This is a genomic window from Rhodococcus pyridinivorans, from assembly GCF_900105195.1.
Lineage (GTDB): Bacteria > Actinomycetota > Actinomycetes > Mycobacteriales > Mycobacteriaceae > Rhodococcus > Rhodococcus pyridinivorans.
The window spans coordinates 1,871,024-1,890,788 of the sequence record NZ_FNRX01000002.1; the positions used below are offsets into that span (position 1 = coordinate 1,871,024).

The following is a 19,765-nucleotide window of genomic DNA, read 5'->3' on the forward strand; positions in this document are numbered from 1 at the left end:
CGATGCGCGAGGTGGGACCCCGGAGGTACCGCCCGGTAACGTCGAGGGCGACTCGGGAGATGAACCAGAGAGGTTACTGTCGAGTAAGGTCACGCGATTCGGGTGGATGACTATGCTTGCTCGGTTCGCAGGCGCGACCACTGGTATCGAAAGCGAAGGGTGTGGGCTTTTTCATGCGTTCACGACACGACGGCAGCGCGGACGGAGCCACTCCGGTAAACGCATCGCGATCGAGTGACGCGGACTCGCACGTATCTCCGGCCGATCGCGCTCGTGCCCGGGCGTCGCGTCCCGAACGTGCTCCCCGCCCCGAACGTGCTCCCCGCCCCGAGCGTGCCGCGCGTTCCGAGCGTGCTGCCCGCCCGGAGCGGCGTGGGCGTGGTCGTCGTGGTGTGTTGTTGCCGCAGTTGTTGGTGTCGGCGGTGGAGTCGGCCGGTGATGCGGTGGCGGTGGTGGAGGGTTCTCGGTCGTTGTCGTATCGGGAGCTCGATGCGGTGTCGTCGCGGTGGGCGCGGTGGTTGATCGGTCGTGGGGTGGGGCCGGGGGATGCGGTGGTGGTGGCGGTGCCGCGGTCGCTCGAGTCGGTGGTGGTGTTGTGGGCGGTGGCGAAGTCGGGGGCGACGTTCGTGCCGGTGGATCCGGGTTATCCGGCTGAGCGGGTGCAGTTCATGGTGGCCGATTCGGGTGCGGTGTTGGCGTTGACGGTGGCGTCGGTGGCGCAGGTGGTGGCCGGGTCGGCGGGGTCGGTGCCGGTGGTGGTGGTCGACGAGGTGTCGGTGGCCGCGCAGGTGCGGGGGTTGTCGTCGCGGCCGGTCTCGTATGCGGATCGGGTGCGTTCGCTCGAGCCGTCGGATGCGGCGTGGATGATTTATACCTCGGGGTCGACGGGGCGGCCGAAGGGTGTGGTGGTCTCGCATGCCGGTGTCGGTGGGGTGATTGCGGCCGAGCGTGAGCATTTCGGGGTCGATGGCTCGTCGCGGGTGTTGCATGTGTGTTCGCCGAGTTTCGATGTGTCGTTGCTCGAGTTGGGGGTGGGGTTCTCGGCGGGGGCGACGGTGGTGGTGGCGCCGGCGGGGGTTGGTGGTGGTCCGGATCTGGCGGATGTGATTGCGTCGCAGTCGGTGTCGCATGTGTTCATGACGCCGGGTGCGTTGGGGTCGATGGATCCTGCCGGGTTGGATGCTCTGCGTGTGGTGGTCGTGGCGGGTGAGTCGTTCACCCCGGATCTGGTGCGGCGGTGGTCGGTGCCGGGTCGGCGGCGGTTCTTCAATGCCTATGGTCCGACGGAGACGACGATTCTGGCGACCTCGTCGGCGGAGTTGGTGCCCGATGCGCCGGTGGTGATCGGGTCGGCGATCGCGGGGGTGGGGGCGTTCGTGCTCGATGAGCGGTTGCGTCCGGTGCCCGAGGGTGTGGTCGGTGAGTTGTATGTGGCCGGGGCGCAGGTGGCGCGGGGTTATCACGGTCGGTTCGGGTTGACCGCGGCGCGGTTCGTGGCCGATCCGTTCACTCCGGGTGGTCGGATGTACCGGACGGGGGATCTGGTGCGTCGGGGCGGCGATGGGGTGTTCGAGTATGTGGGGCGCAGTGATTTCCAGGTCAAGATTCGGGGGTTCCGGATCGAGTTGGGGGAGATCGATGCGGTGTTGTCGTCGGTGCCGGGGGTCGGTTTCGCGGTGACGGTGGGGGCGGCGTTGGCGTCGGGGGAGTCGGCGTTGGTGTCGTATGTGGTGCCCGAGGCGGGGGCGGTGCTCGATCCGGCGCAGGTGCGCGCGTCGGTGGGGGAGGTGTTGCCCGGTTATATGGTGCCGTCGTCGGTGACGGTGCTCGACGAGGTGCCGCTGACGCCGGTGGGGAAGGTCGATCGGGCGGCGTTGCCGGCGCCGGTGTTCGAGGTGGCCGAGTATCGGGCGCCGCGGACATCGGTGGAGATCGCGGTGGCCGAGGAGGTCGCGCAGGTTCTGGGGGTCGAGCGGGTCGGGTTGGATGATTCGTTCGTCGATCTGGGGGGTAATTCGTTGGCGGCGACGCGGTTGGTGGCGCGGTTGTCGGCGCGGTTGGGGTATCGGGTGGCGGTGCCGGTGGTGTTCGAGACGTCGTCGGTGCAGGAGTTGGCGGCCCGTGTCGATATCGACACCGCCGGTGCCGGTGCCGGGACTGTGGTGTTGGCGGTGCGGGAGCGTCCGGAGCGGGTGCCGTTGTCGTTGGCGCAGCAACGCATGTGGTTCCTCAACCGGCTCGAACCGCACTCCGCCGTGAACAACATCCCTGTGGCCATTCGCCTTTCGGGACGACTGGACACCAACGCGTTGCAGGCGGCGGTCTCCGACGTGGTGAAACGCCACGAATCGCTTCGCACCGTCTACCCCGAGATCGACGGTGTCGGCTACCAGCAGGTGCTGCCCGCCGCGGACGCGGTCGTCGAGGTCCGCCCCGAGATCGTCGACGCCGATGAGGTCCCGGCCAGGGTCGCCGAAGCGGTCACCACCGGATTCGATGTGACGCAACAGGTTCCGATCCGAGTGCGCCTGTTCTCCGTGGCCCCGGACGAGCACGTGCTCGTCGTCGTGGTGCACCACATCTCCGCCGACGGCTACTCGATGGGACCGCTGACCCGCGACGTGGTGACGGCCTACGCCGCGCGTGTCGCGGGCGGGGAACCCGGATGGGCACCGCTCGAGGTGCAGTACGCGGACTACACACTCTGGCAGCGCGAGATCCTCGGAGACGAGTCCGACCCCGAGTCGCTCATGGCGCGGGAGACCGATTTCTGGAAGCGGACCCTCGCGGATCTGCCGGAAGAGTCGACGCTGCCGTCCGATCGTCCCCGGCCGGCCGTCGCGAGCTATCGGGGTGCCTCACACCGGCTCACCCTCGACGAGCGCGTCCGCGCAGCGATCGCCGATCTGGCCCGCCGCAGCGGCGCAACGGAATTCATGGTCGTCCACGCCGCGCTCGCTGTACTTCTGGCGCGGCTCGGCGGCAACGACGACATCACGATCGGTACCCCCGTCGCCGGCCGCGGCGACGCCGCGCTCGACGACCTGGTGGGCATGTTCGTCAACACCCTGGTGCTGCGTACACCAGTCGAGTCCGGGGCGTCCTTCGGCGACTTCCTCGACTCGGTGCGCACGGCCGACCTCGAGGCGTTCACGCACGCCGACGTGCCGTTCGAGCGGCTCGTCGAGGTGCTCGATCCGCCTCGTTCGCAGGCACGTCATCCGCTCTTCCAGGTCATGCTCACCTTCCAGAACATGCCGGTCTCGCAGCTGGAACTGCCCGAGCTCACCGTCTCCGGTATCGACTTCGACGCGCAGGTCGCCAAGTTCGACCTGCAGGTCACCGTCGCGGATGTCGTCGACGCCGCCGGCGATCCCTCCGGTCTCGTGGTGGAGTTCAACTACGCCACCGAACTGTTCGATCAGCAGACCGTCGCCGCTGTCGCAGAACGGTTCTCGCGGATCCTCCAGGCGGTCACCACCGATCCGCGCATCGCGGTCGGCGACGTGCCGCTCGTCACCGACGACGAACTCGACCGCATCCTCACCGAGTGGAACACGCTCGGCGAATCCGTCCCGGTCGTCGAACCGGCCACGCTGGCTGCACGTTTCGACGCAGTCGTGTGCGCCCACGCCGCGAATGCCGCGGTGACCCACGGCGAGACGACCCTCACGTACGCCGAGCTCGGTGCCCGCGCGAACCGGATCGCACGCCGGCTCGTCGGCGCCGGCATCGGACCGGGAACTCTCGTCGCGGTGGCCCTGCCGCGGACCGAGGACCTCGTGGTCGCCCTCACCGCGGTCGTGCTCTCCGGCGGCGCCTACCTGCCGATCGACACCGCTCACCCGCAGGACCGTGTGCGGTACATCCTCGACCAGGCGCGGCCCCGCGTGATCCTCACCTCCGATGCACTCGGAGACGAGCCCGGAGCGGAGGCGTTGCGCGGCAGCGGAATCGAGATGCTCGATGTCGCCGACGCACAGAACGACGACTCGGTCTCGGCCGATCCGCTCACCGACGCCGACCGGATCGCATCGCCGCAACCGGACGATCTCGCGTACGTCATCTTCACCTCCGGTTCGACCGGCCGCCCCAAGGGTGTCGCCGTCACGCACCGGAACGTGCTGACCCTCTTCGCCAACGCCGAGCCCCGCTTCGGCTTCGGCCCGGACGACGTGTGGACGCTGTTCCACTCCTACGCCTTCGACTTCTCGGTGTGGGAACTGTGGGGACCGCTGCTGTACGGGGGCCGGCTCGTCGTCGTCGACTACCTCACCTCCCGGTCACCCGAGCTGTTCGCGCAGCTCGTGCGGCGCGAGGGCGTCACGGTGCTCAACCAGACGCCGTCGGCGTTCTACCAGTTCGACGAGGCCGATCGCACTCTCGCGGCCGACACGGCACCGCTCGCGCTGCGCTACGTCGTCTTCGGCGGCGAGGCACTCGACCCGGCCCGGCTCGCGGGCTGGTTCGATCGTCACCCCGCCGGCCCACAACTGGTGAACATGTACGGCATCACCGAGACCACGGTGCACGTGTCGTACCAGCGCATCGACCGCGCCCTCGCGAAGGCCGGTGCCGCCAGCGCGATCGGACGCTCGCTTCCCGGATTGGACGCCTACGTCCTCGACCGGCGTCTGCATCCCGTGCCCGCCGGCGTGCCGGGGGAGCTGTACATTTCCGGCGACCAGCTCTCCCGCGGATATCTCGGACGCCCCGACCTGACGGTCGCGCGCTTCGTCGCGAACCCCTTCGGTCGCGGTCGTCTCTACCGCACCGGCGACATCGCGCGGTGGAACGGCGAAGGCATCCTCGAATACGCGGGCCGCAGCGACTCGCAGGTCCAGCTCCGCGGCTTCCGTATCGAACTGGGCGAGATCGAGTCGCAGCTGCTGCAGGCTCCGGGTGTCGCACAGGCGGTCGCGATGGTCCGGGACGACGGACTCGGCGAACGTCTCGTCGGTTACGTCGTCGCCCGCACCGGTGAAACCGTCGATCCGGCCGCGGTGCGCGCGCACGCATCCGAATTTCTCACGGGGTACATGGTTCCCGATGTGGTGACCGTGCTCGACGAACTGCCGCTCACGGTGAACGGCAAGCTCGACCGGCGCGCTCTCCCCGTGCCCCGCATCGACATCGACGCCGATCGTTTCCGCGAACCGGCCACCGAATCGGAACGGATCGTCGCGCAGGTCTGGGCCGAGGTGCTGGGTATCGAACGCGTCGGTGCCGACGACTCGTTCTTCGACCTCGGCGGCAACTCCCTCGTCGCGACACGGGTCGTCGCCCGCATCAACGAGGCGACCGGAGCGAGCCTGGCCATCCGGGAACTGTTCGAAGCTCCCACCGTCGCGGGTCTGGCGGCGCGCGTCGATGGCGGCAGTTCCGATCGCGCGGTGCCGGAGCTCGTCGCACGGCCGCGTCCCGATCGCATCCCGCTCTCGCTCGCACAGCAGCGGATGTGGGTGCTCAATCAGCTCGACCCCGGTTCGTCCACCTACAACATCCCCCTGGCGATTCGGCTGCGCGGAAACCTCGACACCGAGGCACTCGCAGCTTCCGTGCGCGATGTGGTCGAGCGCCACGAGACACTGCGTACCGTCTACCCGTACGACGATCACGGTCCGTACCAGCGGATCCGGTCCGTCGACGCGGTCGAGGAACTGACGGTCGTCACCGCGGGTACCGAGGGAGAGGCGTTCGAGGCGGTCGTGGAGGTCGCGTCGCAGGGCTTCGATGTATCCACAGACGTACCCGTGCGGGGCCGGTTGGTCTCGCTCACGCCGGACGACCACGTCCTCGTGCTCGTCGTGCACCACATCTCGGCGGACGGTGCGTCGCTCGCACCGCTCGCCCGCGACCTCGTGTCGGCGTACATCGGGCGCATCTCCGGCAGCTCCGTCGAGCTCCCTCCGCTCGAGGTGCAGTATGCGGACTTCGCGCTGTGGCAGCAGGACGTGTTCGGGGACGCCGACGATCCGGCATCGCCTGCGGGGAAGCAGCTCGACTACTGGCGTGAACGCCTGGCAGGGGTGCCGGACCTGCTGGACCTTCCCGCCGACCGGCCGCGACCCGCACAAACCAGCACCCGCGGTGCCACGACCATGATCGATGTGTCCGCGGATACCCGTGCTCGCCTCGACATTCTCGCCTCGGAACATCGTGCCTCGCTGTTCATGGTGGTGCATGCCGCTCTCGCGGTGTTGCTGTCGAGACTGAGCAGTTCGCGCGACGTCGTGATCGGGACGGCAGTGGCCGGGCGCGGTGCTCGGGCACTCGACGACGTGGTCGGCATGTTCGTCAACACGCTGGCACTGCGCAGCGACGTCGACCCGGCCACGGCGTTCGACGCCCTGCTCGACACGGTCCGAGCCGGCGACCTCGAAGCCTTCGCGAATGCGGACGTGCCGTTCGAGCGTGTCGTGGACGAACTGGGGATCGCTCGTTCGAGCTCCCGGCATCCGGTCTTCCAGACGGTGCTGTCCTTCCAGAACCTCGACCCCGTGCGTATGGAACTGCCGGAGCTGACCGTCGAAGCGCTCGACACGGGAGAGCTCTCCGCCAAGTTCGATCTGCAGGTCACGGTGGAGCCTCGGGAGGACTCCGCGAGCGGGCCGGGTGGGATGGCGGTTGCCTTCACCTACGCGACCGATCTGTTCGACGCGGACACCGCGGAGGCCTACGCGCGTCGATTCGTGGCGGTGCTCGACGCGGTGGCCGCCGATCCCGCCGCGGTGGTCGGGGACATCGATATCCGGACCGCTGACGAGGTCGCGGTGGTCACCGGTGCCCCTCGCGCCGTGCCGGAGTCGTCTTCGCAGGTCCCCGATACGACGATCGCCCAGGAACTGCGCGTTGTGGTCGAATCGGATCCGGACGCTCCTGCCGTCGTGTTCGGCGAGACCGAGTCGACCTTCGCGGAGGTCGAGAAACGATCCTCTCGGTGGGCGCGGCATCTGATCTCGCTCGGTGCGGGTCCGGGCGAGACCGTCGCCGTTGATGTCCCCGCCGGAATCGACCTGGTGACCGCGATCTGGGCAACCGTGAAGGCGGGGGCCGCGATCGCGGTGGGGACGTCCTCCGAGGCTCGTTGGATTCTCACGACCTCACAGCGCACCGCCGACGGCTCGGCGGTTCTGCTTCCGATGGACGACCCGGAACTGGTGTCGAGGGTGTCGGTGCAATCGGAGCGCCCCGTCGCCTACACCGAGCGCACGTCCGTCCTCCGTGCCGGGGACCCTGCGCTGAGGCTGCCGCAGGGCGACCTCACTCAGGGACGTGCGGTGGCTGCTCTTCGCCGCGATCACACCGAGTTCGGTCTCACCTACGATGCTCGGATCCTGGTGTCAGGGCGGGCGGCAGACCCCTGGTCGGTATATGCGGTGCTCGCTGCCGCACTGGCCGGTGCTGTCGTGATCGTTCCCGAAAACCGTGACGATCTCGCCCGTGCTGCGGAAGAGGAATGGGTGACACACGCATTCGTTCCCGGTGAGGCGGTGGCCGACCTCGTCGGCTGTGCGGATCTCGAGTTCGTCTCGGTCACGGACGGGATCCGGACGGCGGCTTCCGAATCGGTCGACGCCACCATCTGCGCGAGAACTCACCCGTGGTCGTCCGGTTCATGATCGACTTCTCGGGGTGACACTCAGGACGGATTGTGATCTGTGACGAACACGAGCGCCCGACGGCCCTCCCCATCGGGCGTGCAGGACACGTGACCGAACGGTAACTTTACCGTGACCGGGGCCGTCGGGGTGCTCCGACGGGAGGAGTTGTCACGTGGCCGAGGCGGGGTCCGAACGAGGAATCGACAGGTTCGGAGGAGCCGCGACACAGTCGCGGAGTGGTCGCCGGTCCGGCGGACCCCGCCCGGAGCGGCGTGGGCGTGGTCGTCGTGGTGTGTTGTTGCCGCAGTTGTTGGTGTCGGCGGTGGAGTCGGCCGGTGATGCGGTGGCGGTGGTGGAGGGTTCTCGGTCGTTGTCGTATCGGGAGCTCGATGCGGTGTCGTCGCGGTGGGCGCGGTGGTTGATCGGTCGTGGGGTGGGGCCGGGGGATGCGGTGGTGGTGGCGGTGCCGCGGTCGCTCGAGTCGGTGGTGGTGTTGTGGGCGGTGGCGAAGTCGGGGGCGACGTTCGTGCCGGTGGATCCGGGTTATCCGGCTGAGCGGGTGCAGTTCATGGTGGCCGATTCGGGTGCGGTGTTGGCGTTGACGGTGGCGTCGGTGGCGCAGGTGGTGGCCGGGTCGGCGGGGTCGGTGCCGGTGGTGGTGGTCGACGAGGTGTCGGTGGCCGCGCAGGTGCGGGGGTTGTCGTCGCGGCCGGTCTCGTATGCGGATCGGGTGCGTTCGCTCGAGCCGTCGGATGCGGCGTGGATGATTTATACCTCGGGGTCGACGGGGCGGCCGAAGGGTGTGGTGGTCTCGCATGCCGGTGTCGGTGGGGTGATTGCGGCCGAGCGTGAGCATTTCGGGGTCGATGGCTCGTCGCGGGTGTTGCATGTGTGTTCGCCGAGTTTCGATGTGTCGTTGCTCGAGTTGGGGGTGGGGTTCTCGGCGGGGGCGACGGTGGTGGTGGCGCCGGCGGGGGTTGGTGGTGGTCCGGATCTGGCGGATGTGATTGCGTCGCAGTCGGTGTCGCATGTGTTCATGACGCCGGGTGCGTTGGGGTCGATGGATCCTGCCGGGTTGGATGCTCTGCGTGTGGTGGTCGTGGCGGGTGAGTCGTTCACCCCGGATCTGGTGCGGCGGTGGTCGGTGCCGGGTCGGCGGCGGTTCTTCAATGCCTATGGTCCGACGGAGACGACGATTCTGGCGACCTCGTCGGCGGAGTTGGTGCCCGATGCGCCGGTGGTGATCGGGTCGGCGATCGCGGGGGTGGGGGCGTTCGTGCTCGATGAGCGGTTGCGTCCGGTGCCCGAGGGTGTGGTCGGTGAGTTGTATGTGGCCGGGGCGCAGGTGGCGCGGGGTTATCACGGTCGGTTCGGGTTGACCGCGGCGCGGTTCGTGGCCGATCCGTTCACTCCGGGTGGTCGGATGTACCGGACGGGGGATCTGGTGCGTCGGGGCGGCGATGGGGTGTTCGAGTATGTGGGGCGCAGTGATTTCCAGGTCAAGATTCGGGGGTTCCGGATCGAGTTGGGGGAGATCGATGCGGTGTTGTCGTCGGTGCCGGGGGTCGGTTTCGCGGTGACGGTGGGGGCGGCGTTGGCGTCGGGGGAGTCGGCGTTGGTGTCGTATGTGGTGCCCGAGGCGGGGGCGGTGCTCGATCCGGCGCAGGTGCGCGCGTCGGTGGGGGAGGTGTTGCCCGGTTATATGGTGCCGTCGTCGGTGACGGTGCTCGACGAGGTGCCGCTGACGCCGGTGGGGAAGGTCGATCGGGCGGCGTTGCCGGCGCCGGTGTTCGAGGTGGCCGAGTATCGGGCGCCGCGGACATCGGTGGAGATCGCGGTGGCCGAGGAGGTCGCGCAGGTTCTGGGGGTCGAGCGGGTCGGGTTGGATGATTCGTTCGTCGATCTGGGGGGTAATTCGTTGGCGGCGACGCGGTTGGTGGCGCGGTTGTCGGCGCGGTTGGGGTATCGGGTGGCGGTGCCGGTGGTGTTCGAGACGTCGTCGGTGCAGGAGTTGGCGGCCCGTGTCGATATCGACACCGCCGGTGCCGGTGCCGGGACTGTGGTGTTGGCGGTGCGGGAGCGTCCGGAGCGGGTGCCGTTGTCGTTGGCGCAGCAACGCATGTGGTTCCTCAACCGTGTCGATTCGTCTGCGGCCTATAACATTCCGGTCGTCGTCCGGTTCACCGGAGCGCTCGACGCAGACGCGCTCGGCCGTGCGATCGATGACGTCGTGGCCAGGCACGAGTCGTTGCGGACGGTCTACCCGGAGGTCGACGGCCGTCCCGTACAGCACATTCTCGGTGCGGACTCGGTGCGGTCCGTGCTCGTCCCGGTCGACATCTCGCCGGATGCACTGGCCGGCAGGATCGAACGAGTCGTCTGCACTCGATTCGATGTCACACGTGAGGTCCCGTTCCTCGTCGAACTCCTCCGGACGGCGCCGGAGGAGCACGTGCTCGTCGTCGTGGTGCACCACATCTCCGCCGACGGCTACTCGATGGGGCCGCTGACCCGGGATCTTGCGGCTTGCTACGTCGCCCGACTCTCCGGTTCGGAACCGCGGCTCCCCGAATTGTCCGTGCAGTACGCGGACTACGCACTCTGGCAGCGCGAGATCCTCGGCGACGAGTCCGATCCCGGCTCGATGTCCTCCCGACAGATGGATTTCTGGCGTCGCGCCCTCGACGGAATTCCCGACCGGATCGACCTTCCCGCCGATCACCCGCGGCCGAAGGTGCAGTCGTATCGTGGTGCAAGCGTGGATGTCTCGATCGGTACGGAGGTCCACACGGCGCTCCGGGCACTTGCGCAGGATCACGGCGCCACGCCGTTCATGGTGGTTCACGCGGCGTTCGCGGTGCTGCTCTCCCGGATGTCCGGCATGCGCGACATCGTGGTCGGCACTCCCGTCGCGGGACGGAACGACCCGGCACTGGACGACCTCGTCGGAATGTTCGTCAACACCATCGTCTTCCGGGCCGAGGTAGATCTCGCGGAGTCGTTCTCCACTCTGCTCTCCCGGGTCCGGAAGGCGGACCTCGCCGCGTTCGCGCACGCCGACGTGCCGTTCGAGCGTCTCGTCGAGGTGCTCGATCCGGTGCGGTCTCTCGCGCACCACCCGTTGTTCCAGGTCGGATTGTCCTTCCAGAACCTGTCGCGCGCGTATCTCGACCTACCGGGTCTCGAGGCCGAAAGTCTCGCAGCGGAAAGGAACGTCTCCCAATTCGATCTGCACCTGATCCTCGCCGAACGCTACGACGGCGAGGGCGTGGTGGACGGGTTGGCCGGTGTGCTCACCTACGCGACAGAGCTCTTCGAGGAGTCCACCGCGCAGGCACTCGCGGACATGTTCGTGCGCCTGGTTCGCGACCTCGTGACCGACCCCACGCGGCCGGTGGGCGACGCACAGATGCTCGACCCCGCGCAACGCACCCGCCTCCTGCACATCTCGGGCGGCCGGCGACACCCGGCCGACGCGCAGACGCTACCGGAGCTCTTCCGCAGAAACGTATCCCGTGTCCGGGAGGCCACCGCGGTGGTCCACCCCGGCGGACGAGCGTCGTACCGGGAATTCGCTGCGCGGGTGAACCGTACGGCACGCGCACTCGTCGCAGCAGGTGTCGGACCCGAGACCCGGGTGGGGCTTCTGATGCCGAACTCTCTCGAGCTCGTCGTCGCGATGTTCGCCGTCTCGACGGCCGGCGGCGCCTACGTGCCCCTCGATCCTTCTCTGCCGTCCGGCCGGATCGAACAGATCGTGGACACCGCCCGTCCCGCGCTCGTTCTCCGTTCGTCGAAGACGACCGGCGCAACCCGCACGGTCGATACCCGTGACGCGGTTCTGTTCGACATCGACGACCCGGCGTGGGAAGAGTTGCCGGCGGACGATTTCACCGATGCGGACCGGACTTCGCCGCTGTCACCCGACAATGCGGCCTACGTGCTGTTCACCTCGGGCTCCACGGGAACACCGAAGGGAGTGGTCGTCCCGCACCGGGCGGTGGTGAACCAGCTGGAATGGATCCGTTCCCGGTTCGGAGCGGACCACCGTGAAGTGGCAGTGCTGCACACACCGCCGACCTTCGACCTGTCGGTGTGGGAGTTCTGGGGTGCGCTCACTTCCGGTGGATGCCTGGTCGTTCCGCCGCCCGGACGGTATCTCGATCCTGCGGCGATGCTGGCCTTGATGGACCGGGAGGAGGTCACCACCTTCCACTCCGTACCGACCATGCTCGATATGCTCACCGCGGCAGCGACCGGCGGATATCCCGCCTCGTTGCGCCGGGTGCTGTCCATCGGGGAAGCGCTGTCGCCCGCCTCGGCCGAGGGATTCCGGAAGTGCTCGGATGCCGTGCTGACGAATCTCTACGGTCCCACCGAGGCGACCGTCTCGGTCACTGCCCACGAGGTGCGGGAGGACGACCTGCATGTCGTTCCGATCGGTGTGCCCGCATGGAACACGACCGTGCGCGTGCTCGATGGGCGCCTGAACCCGGTTCCGGTGGGGGTCGTGGGCGAGTTGTATCTGGGTGGGGTGCAGCTTGCGCGCGGATACCTCGGCCGTACGGCAGAGACCGCCGCTCGGTTCGTCGCGGACCCGTTCGGCGACGGACGGTTGTACCGCACCGGTGATCTGGTGCGGTGGGTGGAGACATCGGCCGGCACCGAACTCGAGTATGTGGGACGTCGGGACCAGCAGGTGAAGATCCGCGGTTTCCGGGTCGAACTGGCCGAGATCGAGGATGCGCTGCGTTCGTGCCCGGGGGTGATCACCGCCGCTGCGGCGGTGCAGAAAGATGCGGACCGGGGAGACCGGCTGGTGGCCTTCGTCGTGGCGGACGACGACACCGACCTCGACGTGGAAGCGCTACGACCTGCCCTCACCGAGCGGCTGCCGGGATACATGATTCCGACCGCGATCGGCCTGCTCGACCGACTGCCCCGAGGGACCACCGGAAAACTCGACCGCAATGCTCTTCCCGTTCTGCGGGCCGAAGCCGCTCGGTACCGTCCGCCACGGACGGACACCGAAGCAACTGTCGCGTCGGCATTCGCTCGCACGCTCCGGATCGAGCGAGTGGGACGTGACGACGACTTCTTCGCACTCGGCGGAACGTCGTTGCTCGCGATCGCCGTCCACGGCGAGTTGGCGGCTGCGGTGGGGCACACCGTGCCGGTCGAGTGGATCTTCGACAGTCCTGTGGTCGCCGATCTCGCGGAACGGATCGATCGCACCGACCCGACCGGCGAGGACGGACGCAGGGCAGCTTTCGACATCGTGCTACCGCTGCGCACACCGGATGCCGATGGTCCACCGGTGTTCTTCGTGCATCCCGTCGTAGGCCTGGCGTGGAGTTTCGCCGGGCTGGCCGAGTACGTGGAGGGCGGACGCCCGGTCTACGGACTGCAGTCACCGGCACTGTCGGGTGACGCGCCTTTACCCGGAACCATCGAGGAATGGGCCGCCGTCTACGTCGAGGCCGTTCGTGAAGTCCGGCCCGCCGGTCCGTATCACCTCGTCGGTTGGTCGATGGGTGGCGTCATCGCTCACGAGATGGCGGTCCGGTTGCAGCGCGCGGGCTCGATCGTCTCGTCGCTGACCCTCCTCGACGCGCACGTACGGATCGTCCTGACCGATCGGGTCGATCCGGCGGAGGTCGCGATGGCAGGCCTGATCGGGGCCGGGCAGGGTGGCGACACACCACCCGCGGGTGTGTTTCGTTTCACAAACAACCCGGCGGACGACAACGGGCCGGCGCTCGGGTCGCTTCCCCTCGACGGGATTCTGCGCGGCATAACCCACTCCTTCGAGGTGCTCGAAGGTCACACACCGGGCCTGTTCGACGGGAACATGTTGTTCGTCGAGGCCGGGAAATCCTCCCGCCGGGAACAGCCTTCGCTTCGGGAATGGGATCCGTTCGTCACCGGTCGCGTGGTGCGGCACATCGTGGACGTCGATCACTGGGGCATCACCTCCGATGAAGGATGCCGTGAGATCGGGCCGATCCTGGCGAAGTTCACCAGCGGTGAGAATGTCCGAATTGCCCAGTCGGGCAACCGGGGAGGCGGAGTCGGTCCGTCCGTTCGAGTGGAGCCCTAGCCCGGCCTGTGCCAGACTCGATCACGATCGGCAGATGTGGACCGGTAGTCGGGGACCAGTCCACACAGATGCTCGATCGATGGGCGCCGCGAACTCTCGCGACGTCTGGTTCTGCGTACCCCCGGCGAGATCGGGGAGGGCATGACCACCAGTGCAATCGGGCCGGAATCGAGTCCGGCGGTGTCCGCAGACGCTCACCGACAGCGCGGTTCTCGCCGGTGGAATCACCGTCTACGCCGCCGTCCCGCGACCGCGCTTCTCCCGCATCTGCTGGCCGCGGCGGTCGAGCGCGATCCTTCCGGTATCGCGATGCTCTCCGAATCGGGATCGACGACCTACGCGGAACTCGACGCCGCTTCGTCACGTCTGGCGCGACTGCTGATCGGCCGTGGTATCGGCCCCGAGGACGTCGTGGCGCTGGCTTTCGTCCGGTCGCCGGAATCGGTGGTCGCCACCTGGGCCGTCGCCAAGACGGGCGCGGCCTTCGTTCCCGTCGACCCCACATACCCGCCCGATCGGGTCGAGCACATGGTGGTCGACTCCGGCGCTGTTACCGGACTGACCCTTTCGGACACCGCTTCCTCGTTGCCGGAGACCGTCGAGTGGCTGCGGATCGATGCACCGGACGTGTCGTCCGAAGCGGAGGCGCTGGCCTCGACCCCGGTGGGCTTCGACGAGCGACGCGGTCCGCTGCGACCGGACAACGCCGCCTACGTCATCTACACGTCCGGTTCGACCGGACGGCCCAAGGGTGTGGTCGTCACCCATACAGGTCTCGCGAACTTCTGTGCGGAGCAGGTCGAACGCTACGGCCTGACGGCCGATTCGCGCACCCTGCACTTCGCATCGCCGAGTTTCGACGCTTCCGTACTCGAACTGCTCCTGGCGGTCGGGGCGTCGTCGACCATGGTCGTGACGCCGCGCTCGGTCTTCGGCGGTGGCGAATTCGCAGAATTCGTTCTGCAACACGGGGTCACCCACGCCTTCGTCACTCCGGCCGCGTTGTCCTCGGTGGACCCGTCCGGGCTCGGCATGCTGAACACGGTCGTCGTCGGTGGTGAGGCATGCCCGCCCGAACTGGTGACGCGATGGGCTCCCGGACGCCGATTCTTCAACGGCTACGGCCCCACCGAGACGACGATCATGTCGAACATCTCGGACGAACTCGCTCCCGGCGACCGGGTGACGATCGGGCCCCCGATCCGCAACGTGTCGGAGTCCGTGCTGGACTCGCGTCTGCATCCGGTTCCCGCAGGTGTCGTGGGGGAACTGTACGTCTCGGGTCCGGGCGTGGCCCGCGGCTATCACGGACGTCCCGGATTGACGGCGACACGATTCGTCGCGGCTGCCGGAGGCACACGGATGTACCGCACCGGTGACGTCGTCCGTGGACCCGAAAGCGCCGATGCGGGCATCGTCTACGTGGGCCGCAACGACTTCCAGGTGAAGGTGCGCGGTTTCCGCATCGAACTCGGGGAGATCGACGCGGCGCTGTCGTCCTTCCCCGGAGTGGATTTCGCCGTCACCCTCGGCCGTCCGACACCTGCCGGGGAGACACGCCTCGTGGCGTACGTGCACGGTGCCGGTGCGGCGCTCGATGCGGATGTCCTCACCCGCCACGTCGCAGACCTGCTTCCGGCGTACATGGTTCCCGCAGCGGTCGTCGTCCTCGACCGGATTCCCCTCACCCCGTCCGGCAAGGTCGACCGCGCCGCCCTGCCGGAACCCGGGATCACGGCCACCGAGTTCCGTTCCCCCGCGACGGTATCGGAACGGGCGATCGCCGAGGTGTTCGCCGACGTGCTCGGGGTGGACCGGGTCGGGCTCGACGACAACTTCTTCGATCTCGGCGGCAACTCGCTGCTCGCGACCTCCGTCACCGGTCGTCTCCGGACACGGCTCGGAGTCACGGTCGGTGCCGCGGCGCTGTTCGAGGAACCGACCGTCGCGGGACTCGCGTGCCGCCTCGACGCCACCTCGTCCGGCGGAACGGTGCCGCTCGTCGCACGGCTCAGACCCGCACGCCTGCCCCTGTCCTACGCTCAGCAGCGCATGTGGTTCCTCAACCGCCTCGATCCCGAGTCCGCCGTCTACAACATTCCGCTGGCGGTCCGGCTCGCGGGCACCCTCGACATCGACGCGATGCGTACGGCGTTCGCCGACATCGTCGAACGTCACGAGACGCTGCGCACGGTCTACCCGGAGGTCGACGGTACCGGGGAACAGCGCATCCTCGAACCCGGGAGGGTCACGGTCGACGTGCCGGTGGAGCAGGTTCCGGCAGAGGCACTGGTCGAGCGGCTCGCGACCGTCGCCGGACGTGGTTTCGACGTGACCGCGGAGGTGCCGGTCCGCGCGCACCTGTTCGAGACCGGAACCGACGACCACGTGCTCATGCTCGTGATGCACCACATCGCCGGTGACGGCACGTCGCTCGCGCCGCTCGTGCGCGATCTCGTGACCGCGTACACCGCCCGAGCCGAAGGCCGTCCGCCGGCGTGGACGCCGCTGCCGGTGCAGTACGCCGACTACACGCTGTGGCAGCGCGAGGTCCTCGGCAGCGACGACGATCCCGGGTCCGTCGCCGGCCGGCAACTGGCGTACTGGACCGAAGCGCTCGCCGGTATCCCCGACCACCTCGACCTCGCCACCGACCACGTCCGCCCCGCCATCCTCGGCTCGGGTGGCGGCACCGTGCGCACCGAACTCGACGGCGACACCTACGAGTCGATCACCGCGCTGGCACGCCGCACCGGGACGACGCCGTTCATGGTCGTCCACGCCGCGCTCGCGGCGCTGCTGGCGCGACTGTCGAACACCCACGACGTGGTGATCGGGACGCCCGTCGCGGGTCGATCGGCACCCGAGCTCGACGACCTCGTGGGCATGTTCGTCAACATGCTCGCCCTGCGTACCGACGTCGACCTCGGCGCGTCCTTCACCGAACTGCTCGACCAGGCGCGCCGGGTGGACATCGCGGCCTTCGACCACGCCGACGTCCCGTTCGAGCGGCTCGTGGAGGTGCTCGACCCGGTTCGGTCGCCGGCGCGCCATCCCCTCTTTCAAGTGGGCCTGTCGTACCACAATTTCACCCTCGACGCGCTCGAGTTGCCGGGCCTGCGGGTCGAACCGCTCGACGCCTCGTCCTCGTCGGTCCGGTTCGACCTCCACGTCACGATCGTCGACCGCGGCGTGAACGGCGGACCCGGCGGGTTCGACATCGAATTCGGTTACGCCACCGACCTGTTCGACGAGTCGTCCGTCCGCCGCATGGTCGACCGCTATCTGCGGATCCTGTCGGTCGTCGCCGACGACGCGGACGTCGTGGTCGGCGACATCGACCTGCACGATCCCGACCAGCTCGCCGCCATGCTCGAAGCATGGGAGGCCGAGCAGGTCGCGGTGGGCCCCGGCCGGACCCTCGCCGACCTGTTCGCCGACCAGGTCCGCTCAACACCGTCGGCCTGCGCGCTCGTCGATGCGAAGAGCGAACTCACCTACAGTGAATTCGCCACGCGGGTACGCCGTCTCGCACGGATGCTGATCGAACACGGAGTCGGTCCCGAGACGGTCGTCGCCCTCCCCATCCGTCGTTCGATCGATCTCGTCGTCGCGATGTATGCCGTCGTCGAGGCCGGCGGAGCGTACCTGCCGCTCGACCCCGACCATCCCCGCGAGCGGATCGAGTACATCGTGGAGTCGGCCGACCCGGCATGTGTGCTCACCACCGGCCGCGACCGGATCGACCTCCCCGGTGACCGCCCGACGATCGAGGTCGACACGGTCGATCTCGCCGCGTACGACGGTCGCGCCCTGCGGAACTCCGACCGTCTCGCACCCCTGCGCGCCGGGAACGCGGCGTATGTGATCTACACCTCGGGCTCGACCGGCCGTCCGAAGGGAGTCGTCGTCTCGCACGAGGCGATCGTCAATCAGCTGGTCTGGAAGAAGAACGAGTACCGGCTCGGCGAGGGGGACGCGGTCCTCCTCAAGACCGCCGCGACCTTCGACCTGTCGGTGTGGGAGTTCTGGTCGGCGCCGACCTCGGGTGCGAAGCTCGTCATCGCGTCGCCCGACGGACACCGTGACCCCGCCTACCTCAACGACTTGATCCGCCGCGAGAACGTGACGACCCTGCACGTCGTCCCCTCGATGCTCGATGCGCTGCTCGACGACGCAGAAGGAGAACTGCCGGGTTCGCTACGACGCGTCCTGGCGATCGGCGAGGTACTTCCGGTCGACACCGCGGAGCGCACCCTCGAACACTCCGACACGGACCTCGTCAACCTCTACGGTCCGACCGAAGCGGCGGTCTCGGTGACAGCCCACCGAGTCACCGAGACGGCGGAAACATCCGTGCCCATCGGGTCGCCGATCCCCAACACGCAGGTGTTCGTCCTCGACGACCGCCTGCATCCGGTGCCTCCGGGTGTCGCGGGAGAGCTGTATCTCGCCGGTGCCCAGCTCGCTCGCGGTTACCTCGGGCGTCCCGAGCTCACCTCCGAACGGTTCGTGGCGAACCCGTTCGGTGCACCCGGTACGCGTCTTTATCGCACCGGCGACGTCGTGCGCTGGCGGTTCGACGACGACGGGCTGTCGGGCACGCTCGAATACCTCGATCGCGCCGACTTCCAGGTGAAGGTGCGGGGTTTCCGCATCGAACTGGGGGAGATCGAATCGGCGTTGCGTGCGCTTCCGCAGGTTCGTGACGCCGTCGTCACTGTGCAGAACGGCGATCGGATCGTGGCATTCGTGGTTCCCGTCGCCGAATCCCCCGACATCGCGTCGATCCGCGCCGCGCTGACCCGGACACTGCCGTCCTACATGGTCCCCCAGGGCTTCGTCACGCTCGACGTCCTGCCGCTCAACGCCAACGGTAAGCTCGACCGCAAGGCTCTTCCGGAAGCGGAGGTCGCCTCGGCGCCGTATCGCGCCCCGCGCAGCCGCACGGAGACGGTCGTCGCCTCGATCTACGCGGAAGTGCTCGGTACCCGGGACCGCGTGGGTCTCGACGACGACTTCTTCGGAATCGGGGGCAACTCGCTCAGCGCCGTGAAAGTCGCCGCCCGCTTGCGGGACGTCCTCGACGCCCACGTCGAATTGCCCTGGCTCTTCCTGTATTCGGGCGTCGAGGAACTCGCCGCCCGGATCGATGCGCACGGTGACTCGGCGCGAGACGCACTCGGCGACTCGGCGCGAGACGCACTCGGCGACGCAGGCCTGGATCTCGTTCTACCCCTGCGTGCCGGTGGGGAGGGTGCGCCGGTGTTCTGCATCCATCCCGTGACGGGACTCGCATGGGGCTTCGCCGGTCTCGTCCCGTATCTGGGCGACCGTCCCGTCTACGGCCTGCAGTCGCCCGCCCTCGGGGCGAGTGGCGCTCTCCCCTCGAGCATCGATGCGTGGGCGGACGAGTACGCCCGGCGTATCCGGGAGATCCACCCGCACGGTCCCTACCATCTCGTCGGCTGGTCGATGGGAGGCATCCTCGCCCAGGCCGTCGCGATACGACTGCGCCGCGCCGGGCAGGAGGTTCCGACCCTCGCGCTGCTCGACGCCTACCCGGAGACACGAGGCGCTGCGGCTCCGGAGCGGGCGACCGCACCCACCGTCGCCGAGGTCCTCGGTTTCGGCAGGGACGTCCCGGAGGCCTCGGTGCCCTTCACCGAGCTCACCCCCGAGAACGCGCAGAAGATCGTCGAGGGTCTACCGGCCCCGTTCGACGTACTCACCCCGGAGCGGATCGAACGGATCGTCGAGGGTGTGCGTCACTCCTACACCCTCCTCGCGTCACATCGACCCGAGGTCTACGACGGGGACCTGACGGTCTTCGTCGCCGAGGCCGACCGCTCCGCGTCATCCGCAGAGACGTGGTACCCGTTCGTGAACGGACTGGTGACCACGCGCGAGGTCCCCGTCTCCCACTGGGACCTCGCCACCCGGAAGGCTTGGGCCGTGATCGGTCCCGCCCTCGGCCGACGGCTCGATTCGGGGCGCTGACCGGCAAGAACTCGATATCTCTGCCACATGGGGCGAACCGCCGAGGGTCGCCCCATGCGGG

Annotated in this window: 3 protein-coding genes; all 3 read left to right on the forward strand. The window is 68.4% G+C overall.

The window, feature by feature from the left end; genetic code table 11:
* The first annotated feature begins 173 nt into the window (after positions 1-173).
* The 3 genes from BLV31_RS09080 (at position 174) to BLV31_RS09090 (ending at position 19,704) form a co-directional block, all read left to right on the forward strand.
* The gene (locus BLV31_RS09080) at positions 174-7,622 is read left to right on the forward strand and encodes a non-ribosomal peptide synthetase (protein WP_081364956.1); all 7,449 of its coding nucleotides are present in this window, start codon (positions 174-176) and stop codon (positions 7,620-7,622) included.
* A 274-nt stretch (positions 7,623-7,896) separates the two neighbouring features.
* A complete protein-coding gene (locus tag BLV31_RS09085; RefSeq protein WP_074853052.1) occupies positions 7,897-13,704 on the forward strand; it encodes a non-ribosomal peptide synthetase in 5,808 nt (1,935 codons plus the stop codon).
* A 141-nt stretch (positions 13,705-13,845) separates the two neighbouring features.
* Entirely contained in the window at positions 13,846-19,704 is a 5,859-nt protein-coding gene (locus BLV31_RS09090) for a non-ribosomal peptide synthetase (RefSeq protein ID WP_064060449.1), read from the forward strand.
* The last annotated feature ends 61 nt before the right edge of the window (positions 19,705-19,765 follow it).

Coding starts and splice junctions, on each gene's coding strand:
- BLV31_RS09080 (WP_081364956.1), top strand. CDS start 174: ATGCGTTCACGACACGACGGCAGCGCGGACGGAGCCACTCCGGTAAAC.
- BLV31_RS09090 (WP_064060449.1), top strand. CDS start 13,846: ATGACCACCAGTGCAATCGGGCCGGAATCGAGTCCGGCGGTGTCCGCA.